The 20,134-nt window shown below is 63.8% G+C and carries 20 protein-coding genes; 10 read left to right on the top strand and 10 right to left on the bottom strand.

Features of this window, described 5'->3' with window-relative positions; all coding sequences use genetic code 11:
• Positions 1 to 150: 150 nt before the first annotated feature.
• The 6 genes from ACSQ9I_RS37170 to ACSQ9I_RS37145 all read right to left on the bottom strand — a co-directional run bounded on the left by ACSQ9I_RS37170 (position 151) and on the right by ACSQ9I_RS37145 (position 4,733).
• The gene (locus ACSQ9I_RS37170; protein ID WP_436316936.1) at positions 151 to 597 is read right to left on the bottom strand and encodes an SRPBCC family protein; all 447 of its coding nucleotides are present in this window, start codon (positions 595 to 597) and stop codon (positions 151 to 153) included.
• A gap of 579 nt (positions 598 to 1,176) precedes the next feature.
• Positions 1,177 to 2,355 (bottom strand): IS91 family transposase, encoded by a 1,179-nt coding sequence (locus tag ACSQ9I_RS37165; RefSeq protein WP_436296795.1) that lies wholly within the window; start codon positions 2,353 to 2,355, stop codon positions 1,177 to 1,179.
• Positions 2,356 to 2,367: 12 nt separating this feature from the next.
• Positions 2,368 to 3,288, bottom strand: a complete 921-nt coding sequence (locus ACSQ9I_RS37160) for a tyrosine-type recombinase/integrase (protein ID WP_436296796.1) — start codon at positions 3,286 to 3,288, stop codon at positions 2,368 to 2,370.
• A gap of 114 nt (positions 3,289 to 3,402) precedes the next feature.
• Positions 3,403 to 3,666 carry a hypothetical protein gene (locus ACSQ9I_RS37155; protein ID WP_436316935.1) on the bottom strand — a complete coding sequence of 88 codons (264 nt, stop codon included), beginning with the start codon at positions 3,664 to 3,666 and terminating at the stop codon, positions 3,403 to 3,405.
• 70 nt (positions 3,667 to 3,736) lie between these two features.
• On the bottom strand, positions 3,737 to 4,177 hold the full coding sequence (locus ACSQ9I_RS37150; RefSeq protein WP_436316934.1) for a hypothetical protein: 441 nt from the start codon (positions 4,175 to 4,177) through the stop codon (positions 3,737 to 3,739).
• 46 nt (positions 4,178 to 4,223) lie between these two features.
• Positions 4,224 to 4,733 (bottom strand): hypothetical protein, encoded by a 510-nt coding sequence (locus ACSQ9I_RS37145; protein WP_436316933.1) that lies wholly within the window; start codon positions 4,731 to 4,733, stop codon positions 4,224 to 4,226.
• 594 nt (positions 4,734 to 5,327) lie between these two features.
• On the opposite strand from ACSQ9I_RS37145, the gene ACSQ9I_RS37140 reads away from it, so the two are divergent.
• Positions 5,328 to 5,789 carry a hypothetical protein gene (locus ACSQ9I_RS37140; protein WP_436316932.1) on the top strand — a complete coding sequence of 154 codons (462 nt, stop codon included), beginning with the start codon at positions 5,328 to 5,330 and terminating at the stop codon, positions 5,787 to 5,789.
• Between the two features lie 207 nt (positions 5,790 to 5,996).
• On the opposite strand, the gene ACSQ9I_RS37135 is transcribed toward ACSQ9I_RS37140, so the two are convergent.
• On the bottom strand, positions 5,997 to 6,194 hold the full coding sequence (locus tag ACSQ9I_RS37135) for an FkbM family methyltransferase (protein WP_436317120.1): 198 nt from the start codon (positions 6,192 to 6,194) through the stop codon (positions 5,997 to 5,999).
• Between the two features lie 27 nt (positions 6,195 to 6,221).
• A complete protein-coding gene (locus ACSQ9I_RS37130; RefSeq protein ID WP_436316931.1) occupies positions 6,222 to 6,713 on the bottom strand; it encodes a GNAT family N-acetyltransferase in 492 nt (163 codons plus the stop codon).
• A 244-nt stretch (positions 6,714 to 6,957) separates the two neighbouring features.
• Between ACSQ9I_RS37130 and ACSQ9I_RS37125 the strand changes: the two genes are divergently transcribed.
• On the top strand, positions 6,958 to 8,142 hold the full coding sequence (locus ACSQ9I_RS37125) for an FAD-dependent monooxygenase (protein ID WP_436316806.1): 1,185 nt from the start codon (positions 6,958 to 6,960) through the stop codon (positions 8,140 to 8,142).
• 165 nt (positions 8,143 to 8,307) lie between these two features.
• Here ACSQ9I_RS37125 and ACSQ9I_RS37120 read toward each other — a convergent pair whose 3' ends face one another.
• Both ACSQ9I_RS37120 and ACSQ9I_RS37115 read right to left on the bottom strand, forming a co-directional pair.
• Positions 8,308 to 12,033, bottom strand: a complete 3,726-nt coding sequence (locus tag ACSQ9I_RS37120) for a CheR family methyltransferase (protein ID WP_436316930.1) — start codon at positions 12,031 to 12,033, stop codon at positions 8,308 to 8,310.
• 247 nt (positions 12,034 to 12,280) lie between these two features.
• A complete protein-coding gene (locus tag ACSQ9I_RS37115) occupies positions 12,281 to 12,970 on the bottom strand; it encodes a GntR family transcriptional regulator (RefSeq protein ID WP_436316929.1) in 690 nt (229 codons plus the stop codon).
• Between the two features lie 164 nt (positions 12,971 to 13,134).
• Between ACSQ9I_RS37115 and ACSQ9I_RS37110 the strand changes: the two genes are divergently transcribed.
• From ACSQ9I_RS37110 to ACSQ9I_RS37075, 8 genes are read left to right on the top strand one after another with little or no spacing between them, the layout of a single operon-like run.
• On the top strand, positions 13,135 to 13,908 hold the full coding sequence (locus ACSQ9I_RS37110; RefSeq protein ID WP_436307471.1) for an SDR family NAD(P)-dependent oxidoreductase: 774 nt from the start codon (positions 13,135 to 13,137) through the stop codon (positions 13,906 to 13,908).
• A 41-nt stretch (positions 13,909 to 13,949) separates the two neighbouring features.
• The gene (locus ACSQ9I_RS37105) at positions 13,950 to 15,161 is read left to right on the top strand and encodes an ABC transporter substrate-binding protein (protein WP_436316928.1); all 1,212 of its coding nucleotides are present in this window, start codon (positions 13,950 to 13,952) and stop codon (positions 15,159 to 15,161) included.
• Positions 15,162 to 15,218: 57 nt separating this feature from the next.
• A complete protein-coding gene (locus ACSQ9I_RS37100; RefSeq protein WP_436307473.1) occupies positions 15,219 to 16,121 on the top strand; it encodes a branched-chain amino acid ABC transporter permease in 903 nt (300 codons plus the stop codon).
• Entirely contained in the window at positions 16,118 to 17,080 is a 963-nt protein-coding gene (locus ACSQ9I_RS37095; protein ID WP_436310348.1) for a branched-chain amino acid ABC transporter permease, read from the top strand. The genes ACSQ9I_RS37100 and ACSQ9I_RS37095 overlap by 4 nt, the downstream gene beginning before the upstream one ends.
• Before the next feature lie 56 nt (positions 17,081 to 17,136).
• Positions 17,137 to 17,901 (top strand): ABC transporter ATP-binding protein, encoded by a 765-nt coding sequence (locus tag ACSQ9I_RS37090; RefSeq protein WP_436307475.1) that lies wholly within the window; start codon positions 17,137 to 17,139, stop codon positions 17,899 to 17,901.
• Positions 17,894 to 18,613, top strand: coding sequence for an ABC transporter ATP-binding protein (locus ACSQ9I_RS37085; protein WP_436307476.1), 720 nt, complete (start codon positions 17,894 to 17,896; stop codon positions 18,611 to 18,613). The genes ACSQ9I_RS37090 and ACSQ9I_RS37085 overlap by 8 nt, the downstream gene beginning before the upstream one ends.
• Positions 18,614 to 18,639: 26 nt before the next feature.
• Positions 18,640 to 19,392, top strand: coding sequence for an SDR family NAD(P)-dependent oxidoreductase (locus ACSQ9I_RS37080; RefSeq protein ID WP_436316927.1), 753 nt, complete (start codon positions 18,640 to 18,642; stop codon positions 19,390 to 19,392).
• A 13-nt stretch (positions 19,393 to 19,405) separates the two neighbouring features.
• Entirely contained in the window at positions 19,406 to 20,134 is a 729-nt protein-coding gene (locus ACSQ9I_RS37075) for an SDR family NAD(P)-dependent oxidoreductase (protein WP_436307478.1), read from the top strand.

Below are 20,134 nucleotides of genomic sequence, written 5' to 3'. Positions count from 1 at the left end.
CCAAGAGGGCCAACACCCATGTTTGCATCAAGCGGCTTGGCGTTGCTCCAACCGTCCGGTTAAGGGCGGTTTTTCTCCCGATTCCCAATGGCGGCTCCTGGCCGTCTGCCGCCCCGAAGGTCGGCGTTGACATCGGCCGAAAGCGGACCCTCAACCCGGAATATTCGGCTCGACCAACTGGGCCAGCGCGAGAAGCGACTCCTGCCAGCCCAGGTAGCACATTTCGGTAGGAATCACATCGGGGATGCCTTCCTGCACGACGGACATTTCGGTGCCGCAGGACACGGGGGTCAGCGTCACGGTGGTCTTCATGGTGCCTGGCAGGTTGGGGTCGTCGAACGTCGCATCGTATGCAATGCGCTGGCCGGGGACAAGTTCCAGGTACTTCCCGCCGAACGAGTGGCTGTGGCCGGTACCAAAGTTGGTGAAGGACATGCGCCAAGCGCCCCCGACCACGGGCTCCATGCTATGGACTTTGCCGGTGAATCCGAATGGTGGCAGCCAGCGCTCGAAAGCGCTGGGTTCGACGAAGGAACGGTAGAGCCGGTCCGGTGAGGTGCGCAGCACGCGATGCAGACGGACGGTGTTGGTAGCCATGGTTGTGTTCTCCTGAAGTGCAGAGGATGACGCTCAACTGACACGACGAATGAGCTTGCAGAAAATCGACACCGAGCGACCCCTGCTCCTGAGACCTGACGCTAAACCGCGCTACCTCTGCTCGCTTTCTGGCGTTCCGAGGCTTGACGCATGCTCCTGATTCTGAGGCCCCAGGGAAAGACCGGTATTGGCTCATGGCCGGCTGCGGACTCTTAGGCGCAATACTGTTCAGATAGAAATCGGAGAGCATTTATCTGACGCCGTGCCGACGCTGATCGAGCGCGCTGGTGTTGCGGCGGCAGATAAACGTCGATGGACTGAACCGCCGCTCCGGGGTGGCGTGCGGGGCTGTTGGGGAATGTAAGGTTCAGACGCGGTGACGGTAGTAGGTGCGGGGTGTGCAGGCGTGAACGTGGGTGCTCAGGCGGCGATTGGTGACGGCCGTTGGGCGGTCGAGGCGCAAGCGATGGGTCGTTCGCGGCATACCGATGGTTCGGCCACACACGTCGGGACGATCCGCACCGCCGTCGCGATGTCGGTGACGGACAAGTTCTTGGACGGTGATGCGCCGGCCGGGTATCACGGCGGACCCCGGCATGCAACGGCTTGCGGTGCAGCGCAGCCGCGCTGGGGTGGCAACACCTGCACGGTACGCCAGTGCCCCAAGCGGCAGTGCGGGCAGCACGAGACTTCGATGCCCGTGACGCGCTGGAGGAACGTGGCGGCGTCCTCTCGAGCCTGGGCATTGGCCGCCGGCATCGACAGCGCCAAGCGGGCCTGCGCCAGGCGCTCGGCCTTGACGGCCGGGCTCAGCAACCCGTAGTGGCGGATGCGCTTGAACCCCGGCGGCAGCACATGCTGCAGGAAGCGAGCGATGAAGGTCGGTCCGTCGATGAGGACCGTTCGCTTGCCGCCATGATCGTCGGCGCGCACGCGCAGTCGCACCCCGTTGGCATCGATGCCGACGATGCGCTCGTTGGAGACTGCCACGCGGTGCGTGTAGCGCGACAGGTAGTCCAACACCGTCTCGGGGCCAGTGAGCGGCGTCTTGGCATACACCACCCAGTCGTGACGCTTGAGCTCGGCCAGCCGTACCTGGCGCATCGCCGGCGTGTTGGCGGGATCGCGGGGCAACTCGCCGGCCTGACTCGCGCGGCGCAGCGCGTCGACGAACTTGCCTCTGAACACGCGTGACAGCGCATGCACCGGGAACAGGAACGTCGGGCTCCGCTTGGGTGCACACCACAGGCCATCGCCGTCCAACCCACCGCAGGCCATCAGCGCGTGCACATGGATGTGGCGGCGCAGGTCCTGCGTCCAGGTATGCAGCACCAGAGTGAAGGCAGCTGTTGCACCGAGCCAGCGCGGGTTCGCGGCGAACTCGCTGAGCGTGGCCGCCGCGCATTGCATCAGCGTGCCGTACGCCCAGCGCGCGTGGAACTGCGCCAGGGCGTTGAGGGCGTGCGGCAGCGTGAAGACCAGGTGGCAGTACGGTACCGGCAGCAACTCGGCAAGCTGGGCCTGGCGCCAGGCGTCGCGGGCGTCGTTCTGGCACTGCGGACAGTGCCGGTTGCGGCAGGAGTGGAACAGCCGCTGCTCCCGTGCGCACTGGTCACAGCGCTGCAACTGACCACCCAGCGCCGGTGTGCGGCAAGCGACGATGGCTCGCCAGGCACGCGCCTGCGGCGTGCTCAGCGTGTGCTGGCGCAGATAGGCCGGCTCGAAGGTGTGCAGCACCTCGGCCAGGGTGGCACTCATCGCGCAGCGGCTTCAGTGCAGCGGCGGTCGCGGTGGCGTCGGCGGTGACGACGGCGCCTTTGGCTCGACCTTGGGCAGATGGGCCAGCAACGCCAGCGCGCTGTCACCGACGCTGTGGCCGGGGCGAGCCATGCGAAGGTAGCGGCTGGTGGTGCTGAGCTTGGCGTGGCCGAGCAACTGGCTGATGCTGTTGAGGTCCACGCCGGCTTCCAGCAGATGTGTGGCAAAGCAGTGGCGCAGCGTGTGGATGCCGCCGACCTTGGCGATGCCCGCAGCGTTGCGCGCGGCGTAGAAGTAGCGCCCGGCGCTACGGGTGTCCAGGTGCTGGGAGGGGTTCAGCCGCGCAGGGAACAACCAGTCCTCGGCCTGTGCAGTGCGTCTGCATTGCCGCCAGTACAGCCGCAACTGCTCGAGCAACTCCGGGCTGAGCAGGCTGTAGCGGTCGTGCCCTCCCTTGCCCGCGATGACGTGAATGCACATGCGGTCGGGCGAGGAGTCGATGTCGCAGCCGCGCAGTTGACACAGCTCGCTCACGCGCAGCCCGCTGGCGTAGGCCGTCATCAGAAGCGTGCGCGCCTTCATGGACATCGGCGCAGCCAGCACCGCTGCCACTTCGGCGCGAGACAACACGTCGGGCAGCCGCTGCGAGGTGTGCCCCATGGGGATGCGCTGGCGTCGCTCGTTCTGGCCGAGCACCTCGCACACCAGAAACCGCACGGCGCTGGAAGCCTGATTGACACTGCTTCGCGCCAGATGCCGCTCGCGCACCAGGTGCAGCAGATAGGCCTGGACCTCCTGGTCGGTGATCAGCTCCGGGGTTCGGCGGTAGTGACGGGCCATCTGCGCGACAACCCTCAGGTAGGACTCTTGCGTGCGTGGCCTGAAGCCGCGCAGCACCATCGCATCGATCATGCGTTGACGTAGTGGTGTCATCGTCGTCTCCGAGTTCCGGGGAACATTCCCCGCAACCAAGGTACAACTCAACTCCGCGCAACGCGATCTGCCCTCGTCGCACACATCCACCGCGTCAGCGGTTTAGTCCAACGTTCATAATCCGACTCCATTGAGGCTTCGATGGACGGAAACGATGGCGAGAACACGCAAGGCGCTGCCGGCGAAGGTTGAGCCGGGGCCAATAACGCTCTCGAGAGACCCGAACTTCGATGCGGCCTGCGGCAGGTGGTGAGCTGCATCCATCGCGTCAAAGCTGATGGCCGCCTCCGGCTCACCAAGTTCCATGTCCCACTCCCTTTGAATGGCCGCGACGAGCTTGCCGGCAGCGGCTTCGAGGGGCGTTCGTGAGCGTGTCATAGGGCGCAAATCTACCTGCATTGCGAGAGTCCGGTCTGGCCGCATTCTGCCTTCCAGGCAGCCAGCCAATCTACTGCACGGCCCGCGCCAACCAGCCATTTCCAAGGATCAAGGGTGAATCACCCTCCGGGCTTCCAGCCTTGATTTCTTCAACCTGACGCCACTGCAGCTTTCCCTTCGACAGCTTGGCCGTGCCCAGTGCAATCGCGCCGTTCCGGCCGCTTGTGACCACAAGTACGGCCGTCTTCCCAACCGCAACACCTCTCACAGGGCCTCCTTCGTTAAGTCGCCCGCAGCCTGCAACGGCCATCGAGTGGGTGCCACTGATGGCGTCTCCAGTCTGCGTCAGAACGAACTCTGCCGTCCCGCATTCCACACTGCGTTGGCGCTCGGCGGGCGTTCGAAGGTCGATGGTCCAGGTCCCGGTGAACGGCTCCGCGGCGACGGAGAAACCAACATGGCCGAGCAGGCCAAGTGCAAGGGTGGCAACCGGCGAGATGAGGCGATTCATACGTCCATTCTGAAGGTCCGGTGATGGCCGCATTTTGCCTTTGACTTCAGGGATGAACCCCAGCCAGCCAGGCGATTCCAGCAGCGGCGTTGGCAACGATTGCCGCTGCCGCGAGTGCAAGGAGATACCAGGCAAAGGCTCGGTCGGCGGCCCGAGTGCCCCGGCCTTGAAGCACGCGCCGAATAGCTACGCGGTCTTCGATGACCAGGCTCAGTAGCGCTAGACATGACACGACGCCGACGACGTGCCAACCCCACAGCGTGGAGAGGGCCGCAACGAAGCAGAGGCCAAGACCCGCAATCCAGAGGACGGTCGCGACGTTCTGCCAGAAGGAGGAGAGGGTTTCGCCAACGCGCATGTTGAGGAAGGATGAAAGTCCGGTCGGGGCCGACTGTAGCCAGCGCGGAAGCGCCTTCAAGGCACCGCTGGAGGAAAACTGGAGGGCCGTGAAGAACTCCCGGTTTTGGCTGCGAATGCTGTCACAGCTCTGTGCCCAGAGCCGAAGAATCGGTCCTGCAGTATGCGGACGGTGACAGCCGTTGGCTCGAGATTTCAAAGCGCTGTCCACAACGGCGCGATATGTACCTGAAGCGTTGTTTTATTGGTGCGACAGCTTTCAGGGTACCGATGAACTGAACCGCTCAATGTCACTTATTTGGCACGCGTTCAATGGACTGATGGCATAGAGTTCGGGGGCCACTTTTGAAATGAGAGCGAGAAACAGGTGCCAATGAAACTCCTCGCGCGGCTCTGCGCCGCTGAGGTTCCAATCCAAGTTTTCGACCAGGACGAGATCGAGAAGCTGGCAGTGCTAAGGTCTGCGGCGCTGGTAGAGGCAGACATTCCTCCGGTGCTTGTGGAAGATGGATGTTGCCGGTACATGGGACCTGCGATCCTCCGGAAGGTGACCAACGAAGGTCACGCTGCAGCCGGAACGCACCAGTGAAGAGAGTCCGCGAACTAAAGACCGGAACCAGCATCGAGCGGCACAGTCGCGAAGAACGGCCTACGGTGGCGCGAGCTGGTGCCAGCAGGTCGCGCCCAGGGACACGTTCGATTAACCCGTCCCATCGGGGAAATTCCTTCTCCACCAGCATTTCGCATTGGGCGTCCTCACGCCCTGCGCATTTCGTAAAACGTAGCTCCCCCGATGTCTGAATTTGACTTGCCCGCGCAGGCGGCTGCGGTTCGCAGCGCTCTTGCTGTCCATGGAATTCGCCGTGCTTTAGCGATGCTCAATGACAGGACGCAGTACCGATACACGGCCATTTACAAGTTGAGCGGCGATTCATTGAAGGCAGAGCACGTCTTTGACCGTGCCTCGGAATATCGAACTTGGTTGAAAGCAGTTCCTCTGGAGAAGAGCTTTTGCCAGCACGTGATCGAGCAGGGCGAGTTCGCGACCAGTCACGTCTCGAAGGATAGGTCTCTGGTCAGCTACCGCCCCTATGTGGGTCTTGTCGAGTCGTACTACGGGCGGCTACTGACACGTGATTCCGGGACACCTTATGGCACGTTCATCCATTTCGATCTGGAGCCACGCACAATCGATGAGGAGGAGGTCGCTTTTCTCCAGCAAGTGACTCCGATGTTTCTCGACTACCTGGAATGACTTGCCTCCAGTACTGGCGCCAGCCTCGAGTGCCAGCTTTCGCTTGCATTGCCGCAGTTCGTCGGAGTTCTCGGGTGGTTTGCATCTCCGCTTGGCTAGGCACGTTCCGCCTTTGTTGCAATCAGCATTTCATAGAATGCCGGCTCGAGCTCCGTCCGCTTCCAAAGGCAAAGGAAGAACCAGGCCTTGCCGACAACGTCCTCCCCGCTACGTCGAAGGAACCCTATCAACGGAGTAGAACTTCGTATAGCCGTTCTGTTTGAGAAACTCGATCACCTCCGACCTGCCGTCCTTGAAAGCACCGAAGTGCTGTTCGAATACGACCAGCGGCGAGCACTCGCGCAGAATCCTTTCCAGCCCCTTGATGGCTTGCGCTTCGCGCCCTTCGACATCGATCTTGATCAGACTGATGTCCTTTAGAGGGCCCCTCCGCTACAGCACAAGTTCCATCTCGACGACTCGCAGCATCGACGCGGAGGCCAGCGGCTCCTCCTTTCCGGTCGCTACGAACCCCGCGTTTTGATAGAGCGCGGAAGGGCCTGGAGAGGCCACGACACTCCACAGCCTAAGCCGTTCGCAGCCAGGCTTGCGGGACCAGCCAATCACTTCATTCAACAAGGCGTTGCCTACTCCGCGACGCCGCCATGCAGGGTCGACCCACATGCCGCCCAAGCGGCCAACGTGGCTGTTCGTCCGGTCGGCAAAGCCATACACCGAGCCAACGACCATTGGTGCCTCACAGGCGAGAAACATCACGTCGCCCAGTTCGGTGACCGAGCGCGTGAGTTCTTCCCAGTATGAAGGCGGTCGCGCCGAGATCTCTGCGTACGTATCTCTGAAAGCGTTCGGCGAATCGCGTAGCGCGCGCAAACGCAGTTCACGTTGAAGGTTCGGCTCGTACGGTTCCAGCATTCGAACTTGCATGGCTTGCCTTCCCCCGGTTCACGGAATGTCCGGATCTGGCCGACTGTAGCCCGACGCTGCATCGGCGCAAAGGGCCCAAAAAACAGTCAAGGGCGGCGGATCAGAGCGGCCATTCGCGATCTTCCCGGCCCACCTCAGTCGCGCTCACCCGGCATAGCGAGAATCAGCTCCTCGTCAATTGCCGTTGCCCTCTGCCCGTCACGCTCACACAATGCCCTGTTGAAGGATTTTCGATTGGGTTGAAATGGCATCTCGACCAAACGTCCTGATCATCGGAGGCGGAATTGGCGGCTTGTTCGCCGCCAATGCGCTGATCGGCCAGGGGCTGCGTGTCTCGGTCTATGAACAGGCGTCCGCCCTGGGCGAGATCGGCGCTGGTGTGTTTGTGACACCGAATGCGGTGCGCCACTTGGAGCGTGTGGGCCTCGGGCCCGCCGTCGAGAGATGGGGTGCGCGAGTCGGTCCCGGCTCCTACTACTTTCGCCACGACGGTACGCCGATCGCCCCGGTGCAGGTGTCGGATGCCTCCGGCTGGAACGCGACCTTTGGCATGCACCGCGCCGACTTTGTCGATTTCCTCGCTGCCAACCTGCCCGCCGGGATCGTCCATACCAGCCATCGTGCTATCGCCTTCAAGCAGACCGACGACGTAGCCCGCGTCGAATTTGCCAACGGCGCCATCGCCGAGGCCGACGTTGTGGTTGCCGCCGACGGAATACATTCCGAACTGCGTTCCTACGTCTTTCCGCCCTCGAAGCCCGTCTTTCACGGCACCATTTCTTATCGAGGTCTGGTCTCGCGGGAGCGCCTGCCGAACTGGCCGATGGACCGCTGGCAAATGTGGGCCGGTCCATCCAGGCATTTCCTGGTCTTCCCTGTTCGTCACGGAACGATGGTCAACTACGTCGGGTTCGTACCGACCGATGAGGAAATGAAGGAATCGTGGTCCGCGCCCGGCGATCCGGCGGTGCTGCGCCGCGAGTTCGAAGGCTGGGACCCGCGCATCGCCGATGTCCTTCAGCAGGTCGACAAGACATTTCGCTGGGCACTCTACGACCGCGAGCCGTTACCGACCTGGACCAAGGGCCGGTTGACGCTGCTCGGCGACGCGGCACATCCGATGCTTCCGCATCTGGGTCAGGGGGCCAACCAGGCAATCGAGGACGGCATGGCGCTCGCCACGATCCTGGCCCAGGTGGACGCATCGGGAGTACCGGCGTCGCTACTTGCCTACGAGCGATTGCGTCGCAAGCGCGTGGCGGAGATTCAGCTTGGTGCCCGACAGAATGGACTGCGTCTCGACTCGACCGACATCGATCTCAGTGCCCGTGACGCGGCGCTCGCCGCGCACGCCGAATTCCGCAAGCGCCTCTACGCCTACGACGTGGTGGCGGATGCGCGCGCCGCCGCGGCCGCGCTGCTGCAATAGATTTCTTCGGCGCCTGCGGGATGCGATGTTGATCTGCCGATGACGGCCGCTCTGTGGTATTTGTTGAGTGGCCATGTACCCGTTCACTGACCGCTTTAGAGCAGTTGGCCCAACTACCGCTTCTGACCGGCTCCGGCCTCACCGGGAGGCGGGAGGGCTGGGCCGCTACAGCTTGCCGATCACTGCCTTGAGATCGTCGACGGCAGCGGGCTTCGGCACGTGAGCGTTGAAACCCGCCTCGAGCGCACGGCGAGCGTCCGCCCGCCGGCCGAAGCCAGACATCGCGATCGCTCTAAGGTCGCGTGTGCGTGGGCGCTTTCGCAACTCGGCAATCAATTGGTAGCCATCCATCTCCGGCATGCCCAGGTCCGAGATCAATAGGTCGTAGCTGCTCGTCTCGAGCAACTCGAGGGCCTTCCTGGCACTGTCCGCCACGTCGACGATCGCACCCTCGAGGCGCAACACCTCGGCAAAGGGAAGCAGGCCTTCGACGAAATCGTCGACCGCGGGCACGCGCCAACCCTTGAGGTCGACCTCGACCGACGCGCCTTCGGGCAACTCGGCCGCTTCGGCATCGTGCAGGGGCAGCCAGACCGTGAAGGTGGAACCTCGGCCCAGACCTTCCGACTGCGCCTGCACCCGACCGCCGTGCGCCCGCGTGAGTTCTTCGACGAGAGCGAGCCCGATGCCCAGGCCGCCGTTGCCCGTTGTCTCGGTGCCGGCCTGATTGAACATGGCGAACACGTGGGGCAGGTGCTCCGGGTCGATGCCGGTGCCCGTGTCGGCAACGACAACCTTGGCGAAACCATCCTCCGCCGCGACGTCGACCTTGATGCTGCCGCCATCCGGCGTGAACTTGACGGCGTTGCTCAACAGGTTCCACAGGATCTGCTCGACGCGAACGCGATCGCCATGGCAGCGCAAACCGGGCTCGGCGCTGCACTCGACCTCGATGCGTTTGCCGGCCGGCTCCCGGGTTACGACGCTCGTCAGCGAGCGGGCGATGTCGCCGATGTCGACGACGACGCGGTTCAAGCGCAGCTTGCCGGTGCGAATCCGTGAAAGGTCCAACAGGTCGTTGATGATGCGCGTTTGGCTGCCGACCGCACGCTTGATCGCGTCGCCGATGCGGCGGACCCCCGAATGATCCGATGCCGCGGGCAGCCGGGACAGCAGTTCGGCATTCATCTGGATCAGGTTCAGCGGCTGCTTCAGCTCGTGCGACATGACCGCCAGGAACTTGTCCTTCAGCTCGTTGGCCATCTGCGCGCTCAGGCTGGCCTTCTTCTCCTTGGACAGCAGGTGCTCCTGCGCGAGTTCCTGTTGCTTGGTGCCGGTCATGTCGCGCGCGATCTTCGCGAAGCCGGGTCCGGCAACGCCATCGAGCGGTGTCATCACACCGCTGGCAAAGAAGCGACTGCCGTCCTTGCGACGATGCCACCGCTCGTTTTCGGCGCGCCCGGCATCTGCGGCGGTCTGCATCTCTTGCTCGGGGATGCCGTGGGCCTGGTCCTCGGCGGTGAAGATGGTGGCGATCGGCCGGCCCAGCATCTCCGCCTCGGCATAGCCGAAGATCCGTTCGGCGCCCGCGTTCCAGGTCGCGACGATGCCCTGCGCGTCAGTCGTGATGATCGCGAAGTCGCGGGTGGTCGCCGCCACCACCTTCAGGCGCTCCTCGCCCAAGCGCACGCGCTCCTCAGCTGCACGCAGCGCCGTGATGTCGAAGTAGTTGAGGATCGCGCCTTCGATCTTGTCCTCGGAGGTGCGGTACGGCAGGATCCGCGCCAGAAAATGCCGGCCATCGCTGCTGGAGACGTGGCGCTCGCTGGCGCGCAGCTCCTTGAACGCCGCGGCCGCATCTTCGGCCAGCTCGGGATACGCCAGCCGACTCGTCATGTCGAAGAGGGAACGGCCCAGATCGGAAGGGATCAGGTTGAACAGGTTGCTCGCATGCGGCGCATAGCGCTTGATGCGCATGGTGCGATCGACGAACACCGTGGCGATCTCCGACGACGCGATCAGGTTCTGGAGATCGTCGTTGATCTGGCCGCGCTCCTCGACCTTCGTCTTGAGCTCGTAGTTGACCGTGACGAGTTCCTCGTTCATGGATTGCAGCTCTTCTTTGCTGGTCTCCAGTTCCTCGGTGGCCGAGCGAAGTTCTTCGTTGATCGCCTGCAGCTCCTCGTTGGACGCCTTCAGCTCCTCGGTCGATGTCTCCGAGCCCTCGATCACCTCTTGCAGGTGCAGCTTCAGCCCATGCAATTCCCGCTCGAGCTGGCGGATTAGGAGGCTCTGCGCAGCGTCGGACGGAATGCCGTCCTGCGGTCGAATGCTCTCCTCGACCTCGTCGAACACCACCAGCGTCAGGCCCGGGGCGACGCCATCCTGCTGGACGGGGCGCACCGTGACGTTCAGGAAGAACTGGCGGCCATCGTGCCGGCTTTGCGCGAGGCGCGTCTCGACGCTGCGGCCGGACTGGGCCGCCTTGAACAGCGCAGCGCGCAGTTCGATCCGGATGTCCTGGCGCACGTTGTTCAGGAGATTGTTCGAGGGTTCGCCGCTGGAGCGTTCCATGAACCGGCCGACACCGTTCGAAAGATGGAGAACGTTGTGGTTCGAGTCCAGCAGGACACTCGGTGGCGAGAACTGCTCGAGCGCGCGCTGGTGCATCTCGGCGAAGCTCGGCACCGACGAGGCCTTGGCCGGCTTTCCGGGCGGCATCGTCTTGCCGAGTGCGCGATCGAGCGGCGCATCGCTGATCAGCGGAAGGTGCCGGCTGGCCGGGTATGTGGGATTGACCCGGTAGATCCGGTTCTTCTTGTCGATGGCTATGAACAGCTCGCCGCCCGCCTCGGTCGACTCCGAGGTACCGAGAAACAGGATGCCCTCGGGCTTGAGCGCGATGCGAAACATCTCCAGCACATGCGCCTGGGCCGGGCGGTCGAGATAGATGAGCAGGTTTCGGCAGCAGATCAGGTCGAGGCGCGAGAAAGGCGGGTCGCGCAGCAGGTTGTGCACCGCGAACAGCACCGATTCCCGGACAGCGCCAGACACTCGGTACCGGTCGTGGTCGTGCACGAAGAACTGCCGCAGGCGCGCGGGGCTGAGGTCCTCCACGATGCCGTCGGCGTAGACGCCCTTGCGAGCCGTTGCGATGGCACGCTCGTCGATGTCGGTGGCGAAAACCTGGATGTCCAGGAGCTTCGACTGGAAATCGGCCTGCTCGCGCAACAGGATGCTCAAAGAATAGGCCTCTTCTCCGGTGGCGCAGCCCGCCACCCACGCCCGGACCTGCTCGCCGGGCGCCTTGTCCTCGATCAGCTTCTGGATCACGTCGCGCTCGAGCGCCTCGAATGCGGCCCGGTCCCTGAAGAAGTTGGTGACGCTGATCAGCATGTCCTGCAGCAGGGGAGTGGCTTCCTCCTTGTGGCTGCGCAGGAAGTCGCGGTAGGCGGGGAGATTGGACAGGCGGTTGACCTGCAGGCGACGCTCGAGGCGGCGAAGCACGGTCGCGCGCTTGTAGTGCCTGAAGTCATGCCGAGTGTAGGAACGCAGCAGGCCCATGATCTCGTGCAGCGCCTGTTCGGCTTGCTCGGTCGCCGCTTCGCCATGCGGTTCGTCGATGTAGGGCGAGACCTGGCTCGCATCGGGCAGGCTGATGCGCTGGGCGTTGCTCCAGATCTCGATCAGGCGTTGCCCCATCTCGGCCACGTGAAGCACCATGTCCACCATGCCGGTGGCGATCGCTGCCGCCGGCATGCCGTCGTGCTCGGCGTCGTCGGGCGACTGCGCCATCGTGATGCCGCCCTGCTCCTTGACCGCCTTGAGCCCGACGGCGCCGTCGCTGCCCGTCCCGGACAGGACGATGCAGACAGCGCGTTCCCTGTGCACCAGCCCAAGGGTTCGAAAGAAGCGATCGATGGCGACGTGCGGCCCCTTGATGCGCTCGCGCTGCCGTCGCGAAAGGGCCCACTGTTGACATTGGCCGGTCAATATTGCCTGCCGCAAAGCAGTCGCTCACTTTGACTTGAGCGGCTGCCGTAGGCATCCGCAGGAACGAGGGGATAGGCGTCACTTGAAGCGCGTGGCCCGGCAACTTTGATGCCACCTACCGCGCGACCTTGGAAGGCAAACGTTCTTACGCGGCGCTCTCGGCGTCTGCCTTCATCAGGCGTTGGAAGTTGCTCTTGAATATGATCCCCGCGTAGTAAACGTGCTCGCGCATGAGCTGCTCCGCACGGCCGCTGTCGCGCTCGAGGACCGCTTCAATGATGCGATGGTGATCGCCATGTGATCGAAGAATCACTGTGTGCTCGACATCCCAGAGCACGATCCGGTCGGACGCATAAGGAATATTGTTGGCCTGTTCCGCGAACCGACCGACCCACGGGTTCGCGGAAGCTTCCAGCAGCGTGTTGTGAAGATCGATGTTCATCTTTTGATAGGGCTCGTGGTCTTCGGGTTGCAGGGAGCCCTTTGCCAGGATGCGATCACCGATTTCGAGGCAGTCGCGCAATCGCTGCGCTTGCAAGTCGCCCAGACCGCGCTGCGCCGCGCTCTTGCAGGCCAGTCCTTCAAGTACGGCACGCACCTCATAGGCCGCCACGATGACATCGAGCTCGAACTCCCGCACCACGTAGCCGCGCTTGGGCTGATGGTCAATCAGGCCTTCGCTGGCGAGCGTCGCCAGCGCTGCGCGCACGGGGGTACGAGACACACCCATCGCTAGCGCAGTCGGAATTTCCTCGATGCGTTCACCGGCCTTGAAGCGGCCGTGAAGGACCCAGTCGCGCAGGGCCTCGGTGACTTGGTGAGACAGTGTTTCCAACGCCGAGCCTCCAGTACTTAAGGGTTCTTGAATTGCCAAGCAAGTATACATGAAAGACCAATTTACGCGATAAATAGGGTAAACCCGCTATATTGTCACTCATCATGTATACATACTGCATTGCTCTCGAGATATGAAAAGCGCATTTTTTTCACAGGAATCGCATGGCAAACAAGGCATCGGACGGCAGGTTGGCAGTGATCACGGGTGGCGGCCGCGGCATCGGAGAAGCGATCGCCCGCCAATTGGCGGCGCAAGGGTTGCGGGTGGTGGTGGCCGACATCGACGGCGCCAACGCCACACGCGTGGCGGACAGTCTGGGCTCGCCGCATGTTGGCCGCACCGTGGATGTGGCCGACGAGCGCGCGGTTGATTCGTTGTTCGACGAGATCGAAGAGAGCGTCGGACCTGTCGCCGTGCTGGTATGCGTCGCCGGCCTGCTGATCCTTCCGGGTGGGGAGCGGCCGATGATCAAGGATATGACCCTGGATACATGGGAGCGCAGCTTCGCGGTCAACACGCGCGGCGCCTTTCTGTGCAGCCGGGCATACCTGCAACGGCGCGAGGCCGCGAATGTCGAGCATGGCCGCGTGGTCTTCTTCGGCTCGGTCGCCGCACAGCTCGGCGGCTATCGATCAAGCGCCGCATACATCGGCGCCAAGTCGGCGGTTCATGGCTACGCAAAAGCCTTCGCGCGTGAAGCCGCGCACCTGGGCATCACATCCAACGTCATCGCGCCCGGCCTGATCGATACCGAGATGCTCCGCAGCACGGTGACCAGCAGCGGTGCGCTGGCGTCGGTGGCGCAGAACATCCCGCTCGGCCGCGTCGGCACCGTGGACGACGTGGCGGCGGCCGTGTGCTACCTGGTTTCCCCCGCCGCTTCCTATATCACCGGCGACGTCATCGACGTCAACGGCGGCTACCGCATGCAGTAGCAGAAGCGTCCCCCGATTCGCTCAACCAACAGGAGACATTCATGAAACTTCTCAGATCCGTCCTTGCCCTTGCCGCTTGCAGCCTCGCGGTCGGCGCAGTCCAGGCGCAGCAGGAACCCGGCTTGACCGACAAGACCATCAAGATCGGCTTGTTCGGCCCGCTGTCCGGCAATTCGATGGCCTATGGCTTCGACGTGATGAACGCCGCCAAGATGTACTACGACAAGATCAACAAGGAAGGCGGCGTCAACGGCAGGAAGATCGAGCTGGTGATCGAAGACGACCGTTGCAATGCCAACGACCTGCTGGCCGCGGTCAAGAAGCTGACGGAGCAGGACAAGGTCTTTGCGCTGAACGGCGGCTCGTGTTCGAGCGCGGTGGTCGGCGCACGGGAATATGTCGAGCGCGCGCAGATTCCGTACGTCATGCTCAACGCTTCGGGCGACGGGGCGCTTTATCCGCCATCCAAGTACATCTACGGCGCTTTCTCGATCTCCCAGCGCGCCGTTGGTGGTTCGATGGTCCAGTTTGCCTCGGAGCACCTGAAGGGCAAGAAGGTCGGCTACATCAACCACGATGACGCCTATGGCGGCTGGAACCTCGAAGCCGCCGATTTCCAGGCCAAGAAGATCGGGGTGGACCTGCAGGTGCAATCCATCAATCCGAATCTCACCGACGTCACGGCGCCGATGCTCAAGATCCGCGCGGGCAATCCGGACGTGCTGCTGATCACGACCTATGCGCGGCCGGTCAGCCTGCTGGTGAAGAAGGCTCATGAGCTCGGCTTCAACAAGCCGATCGTCATCGGCGTCAACGGCACGGCCGACCTGAAGCAGCTGGTCGAGAACGTCGGCAACAAGGAAGCGTTCAAGAACGTCTACATCCAGGAAGTGTTGGCCGACGTTCCCGGCGGCCCCAAGCTCAAGTGGGTGTACGACATGTACAAGACCTACTACCCCGAACTCGCTTCCAAGCCGGGCTATCCGCAGACCTACATGCCCTACGGCATCCCGCCTGCGATGACGGTCGTCAACGCGCTCAAGGCGGCCGGCCCGAACCTGACGCGCGAGAAATTCCTGACCGCGCTGTCGCAGACCAAGTTCGACTCGGGCGTGATGGCGGGTCCGATCGAACTCACCGCGACCGACCATGCCGGCCAGAAGTCGGCCATCTACCTGAAGTTCGACGGCGAGAAACAGACGCTCGTGCCTGGCGCATACCGCAGCCAGTGGACTTATCAGCCCAACAAGTAGCCAACCAGCGAGGAGCGGCCGCGGATGCTGTGAACAGCGCCCGCAGCCGGTGAAACCATGGGTCTCAGTGATATCTGGCTGTTCCTGCAGCAGGGCGTGTTGTCAGGCCTGGTGACGGGCAGCGTCTACGCGCTGCTGGCGATCGCGATCGTCGCGGTCTTCAAGACCACCGATGTGCCCAATTTCGCGCAGGGCGAAATCTTCATGATGGCGGGCTACGTCGCCCTCATGCTGCTGCTCGTCGCGCAACTTCCGTATGCGATCGTCATTCCTTTGACGCTGGTCGTCGTGGCGGGCGGGACCGCGCTCTTCCAGCGCGTCGTGATGGAACGTGTGACGGTTTCCAAGGGCGTCGGCGTCCAGCTCGTGATCGCCACGCTCGGCTTCGCCTACGCGCTGAAGGGCATGGTGCGCCAGACCGGGTTGGGCGACACGCCGCGCTCGCTGCCGTCGCTGGTCTCGGCCGATGCAGTGGTGATCGGAGACGCGGCGCTCACGCGGCTCGACGTCGTCATCTTCATCGTGTCGATGATCGTCATGCTGCTGCTGTACTTCATGTTCAGCCGCACGCGCATCGGCAAGGCCATGCGCGCGGTCGGCATGAATCCGCGCGCCGCGCAGATCGTCGGCATCCGGCTGTCCCGCATCCGGATGCTCGTATGGGCGATGTCCGGCCTGATCTCGGCGATCGCCGCCTTGCTGATCACGCCCAAGGTGCTGATCACTCCCGACATCGCGCACATCGCCATCCTGGCCTACGCGGCGGCCATCGTCGGCGGCTTCACCAGCTTGCCCGGCGCCGTGCTGGGAGGCCTGCTGATCGGCGTGATCGAGAACCTGGTGGGCCTTTTCATCTCGACCAATGCCATCGTGGTCGCACCCTTCCTCGCCATCCTGGTCACCCTGGTGCTGCGGCCCCAGGGCCTGCTCGGCGGCAAGCCGCAGGTGAAAAAAGTATGAAAAACATGACTCCCGACCGCTGGGCGATGCTGTTCGCCGTGGTCGTCCTCCTCGCGCTGCCGTTCGCGGTTTCCGGCTACGTGCTGTACGTCGTCAACCTGTTGATGGTGTTCATCGTACTGGCGCTCGGCATGCATGTCGTCATCGGCGAGGCCGGCCAGTTCGCGCTGTCGCACACGGCCTTCTACGGCATCGGCATCTACACCGCCGGACTGATCAACACGGCCTGGCATCCACCCTTCATCGTGTCGATCCTGGCGGGCGGGCTGCTGTCGGCGGTGCTCGGCTACGTCATCGGCCTGTTGGCGCTGCGCATGCGCGACATCTACCTTGCGCTCGCCACCTTCGCCTTCGGCGAGGCGATGCAATGGGTGTTCCTCAACTGGGAAGGCGTCACGGGCGGCTCGAACGGCATGCGCATGCAGCCCGCCGAGCTGTTCGGTTACAAGCTCACCAACGACCTGCAGGCCTACCCCTTCGTGGCGGTGCTGATGGCGTTGATGCTGTGGCTCACGATCGCGCTGTCCAGGTCGCAGTACGGCTCGTCGCTGCGTGCGGTGCGCGAGAGCGACGTGGCGGCCATGGCCATGGGAATCAACGTCAAGGCGATGAAGCAGAGTGCGTTCGCGATCTCGGCGGCGTTCGCCGGCATCGCGGGGGGCATGTATACGCTCTTCACCTCCTTCATCCATCCGGAAAGTCTCGGCTTCCAGACGACCATCGTCGTGCTGACGATGGTGGTCGTGGGCGGCATCGGATCGGTGCGAGGCGCTGTCGCCGGCGCCATTGCCTTTGGGCTGATCTCCGAGTTGCTGCGGCAGGCGCTGTCGATCCAGGAGGTGATCTACGGCGTGATCCTGATGGGCTTCATGATGTTCAAGCCCAAGGGCCTGTTCGCCGACCGGGCCGGGCGCGTGGCGCGCCAGGTTCCCCAGGTTACGCAGGAGGTACGGTCGTGAGTGCCGCCCGGCCGCCCGAAGGCGCTCGCACCGCAGCCGAAGGCGAAGGTACTCCAATGAGCGCCAACCCCTTCGTCGAAGTCGAGGGCATCACGGTGCGCTTCGGCGGGTTGACGGCAGTCAACGCCCTGTCCTTCAAGGTCGAGCGCGGCACCATCCACGCGCTGATCGGGCCCAACGGCGCAGGCAAGTCGACCACCTTCAACTGCATCTCCCGGTACTACCAGCCCACGGCCGGTCGCATTCGAATCGACGGCCTGGACGTGACGCACCACCGCCCCTCGCGCATGGCGGGGCTCGGCGTCGCGCGCACGTTCCAGAACCTCGAACTGTTCGGTGATCTGAGCGTGCAGGAGAACGTGCTGCTCGGCTGCCATGCGCACAGCGCCAGCACGCTGGGCGGTCTGCTGCGCCGGCCCAACGCCGCAACCCGCGAGCTGGTCGACAGCCTGATCGAACGGGTCGGCCTGACGCACGACCGGAACACGCGTGCCAAGGAACTCGACTTCGGCCACCAGAAGCTGCTGGAGATTGCGCGCGCCCTGGCGCTCAAGCCGCGGCTGCTGCTGCTCGATGAACCGGCCGCCGGCCTGCGCAACAGCGACATCGAGAACCTCGATCGCCTGCTGACCGAACTTGCCCAGCGCGACGGCATCACCGTGCTGCTGGTGGAACACGTGATGCAGCTCGTCATGTCGATCTCCGACCGCATCACCGTCATGTCCTTCGGCGAAAAGATCTCGGAAGGCACGCCGCAGCAAATCAGCCAGGACCCAAAGGTCATCGAAGCCTATCTGGGCAAGGGAGCCGCACGTGTCTGAACCTTTTCTCGAACTGCGCGGCATCAGTGCTTCGTACGGCGCGATACAGGCCTTGTCCAAGGTGTCCCTCAAGGTACCGCAAGGCGGGATCGTAGCCTTGCTCGGCAGCAATGGCGCCGGCAAGAGCTCGACGCTGAACACCATTTCGCACCTGGTCGATCCGACCCATGGCGAGGTGATCTTCGACGGCAAGCCGATCCACCGGCTGCCGTCCGACGAGATCGTCCAGCGCGGGCTGGTGCAGGTCCCCGAGGGACGGGAAGTGTTCAAGGAAATGAGCGTCCACGAGAACCTCGAGCTCGGCGCGTTCCTGCGCCGCAACCGGCGTGAGATGGCGGAAGACTTCGACAAGGTCTATATCATGTTTCCCCGCCTCAAGGAACGTCGGGAGCAGCGCGCCTCGACCCTCTCCGGCGGCGAGCAACAGATGCTGGCGATCGGCCGCGCACTCATGTCGCGGCCGCGGATGATCATGTTCGACGAACCCTCGATGGGCCTGTCGCCCGTGCTGGTCGAACAGATCTTCGAATCCATCCAACGACTCAACCGCGAGCAGGGCCTGACCATCCTGCTGGTGGAGCAGGACGTCCGGCTGGCGCTGACGGTGGCCAGCTATGCCTACATCCTCGAGAACGGCGAGATCAACCTGGAAGGTCCGTCGCAGCAACTGATCAACGACCCCGCCGTGCGGCGCGCGTATCTCGGCGTTTGACGCGCCGAGGCACAAGGAGAAAACAAATGGATTTGCTGAAGAACAAGCTGGCGCTCGTGACCGGTGCGGGCGGCGGTCTCGGCTCGGCCATCGCGCGCGGCTTCGTCCGGGAAGGCGCCCGCGTCATCGTGGCCGACATCCATGCGGACAACGCGGCGGCGGTGGCCAAGGCCATCACCGACGCGGGCGGCGAGGCATGGAGCGTGGTGCTCGACGTCACCGATCGCGCGGCCACGCAAGACTGCGCCGCGCACCTGACCGAGCGCTTCGGTCCGATCGACGTGCTGGTCAACAACGCCGGCATTTCCGGCAAGGCCCGTATCGACGAGCCGGAGGCCGCGGCGGTATGGGACCGGCTCATCTCGGTCAACCTGCAGGGCCTCTTCAACGTCACGCATGCCTTCGTGCCGGCGCTGAAGCAATCGCGCGGCTGCATCGTGAACCTGTCGTCGATCGTCGCTTTCGTGAGTGGCATCTCCTCGGCCGGCTACGTCGCTTCGAAGGGAGCGGTGCGATCGCTGACGCAGGTGCTGGCGCGCGACCTCGCGCCTTTCGGCGTGCGGGCCAATGCAGTGGCGCCGGGATTGATGCTGACCGACATGGTGGCGCCGCAACTGGCGGTGCCCGGCGGCACCGACTGGTACATGAAGCGAGCGCCGATGGCCCGCGGCGGCGAAGTCGACGAGATCGTGGGTCCGGTCGTCTTCCTGTGCTCGTCCATGGCCAGCTACGTCAATGGCGTGGTGCTGCCGGTGGACGGCGGCTTTCTTTCAGCATGAGAACCGGAACGACATGAACAAACCGATTGCATTGGTCACCGGCGGTGCCGGCGGCATGGGACTCGCCACGGTGGAGCGCCTCGCGCGCGACGGCTTCGCCGTGGTGATGGTCGATCGCGACGAAGCGCTCGCACAACGCGAAACGCAGCGCCTGGTCGACCTTGGACTGGACGTGCAATGCCGCGTCCTCGACTTGACGGACGAAGAGGCTGTGCGCAGCCTGGTCCGGTCGCTGCCGCCAATCCAGGCGCTGGTCAACAACGCCGGCATCTTCGACGAACGCAAGTTCCTCGAAGTCTCCAACGCCGACTTCCGCCGCGCCTACGAAGTCAACCTTGTCGCAGTGGCGACGCTGACGCAGGAGGCCGCGAGGACGATGCCCGACGGCGGCCGCATCGTCAATATCGCCTCGCGTGCGTACCTCGGCGCCAAGAACCACCCGCACTACGTCGCATCCAAGGCTGCAGTGGTCGGCTACACGCGGGCCAGTGCGATGGAACTGGCGCCGCGCGGCATCCTGGTGAACGCCATCGCGCCGGGCCTGATCGATACACCCATCCTGCGCGCGCTCACGCCCGAACGGCTGGCCCAGCAACTCGCGCTGCAGCCCACAGGGAAGGCGGGGAAGCCTGAGGACATCGCACAGGCGGTGTCGTTCCTGGTGTCTGCGCAGACGGGGTTCATCACCGGGCAGGTGCTGTTCGTCGATGGCGGCAAATCCCTGGGCGGGTCGGGCGCATGA

Origin of the sequence: Variovorax sp. LjRoot84 (assembly GCF_964254305.1) — a bacterium.
GTDB lineage: Bacteria > Pseudomonadota > Gammaproteobacteria > Burkholderiales > Burkholderiaceae_C > Variovorax.
Note: the sequence above shows the minus strand (reverse complement) of the source record. Positions and strands in the feature narration are given on the sequence as shown.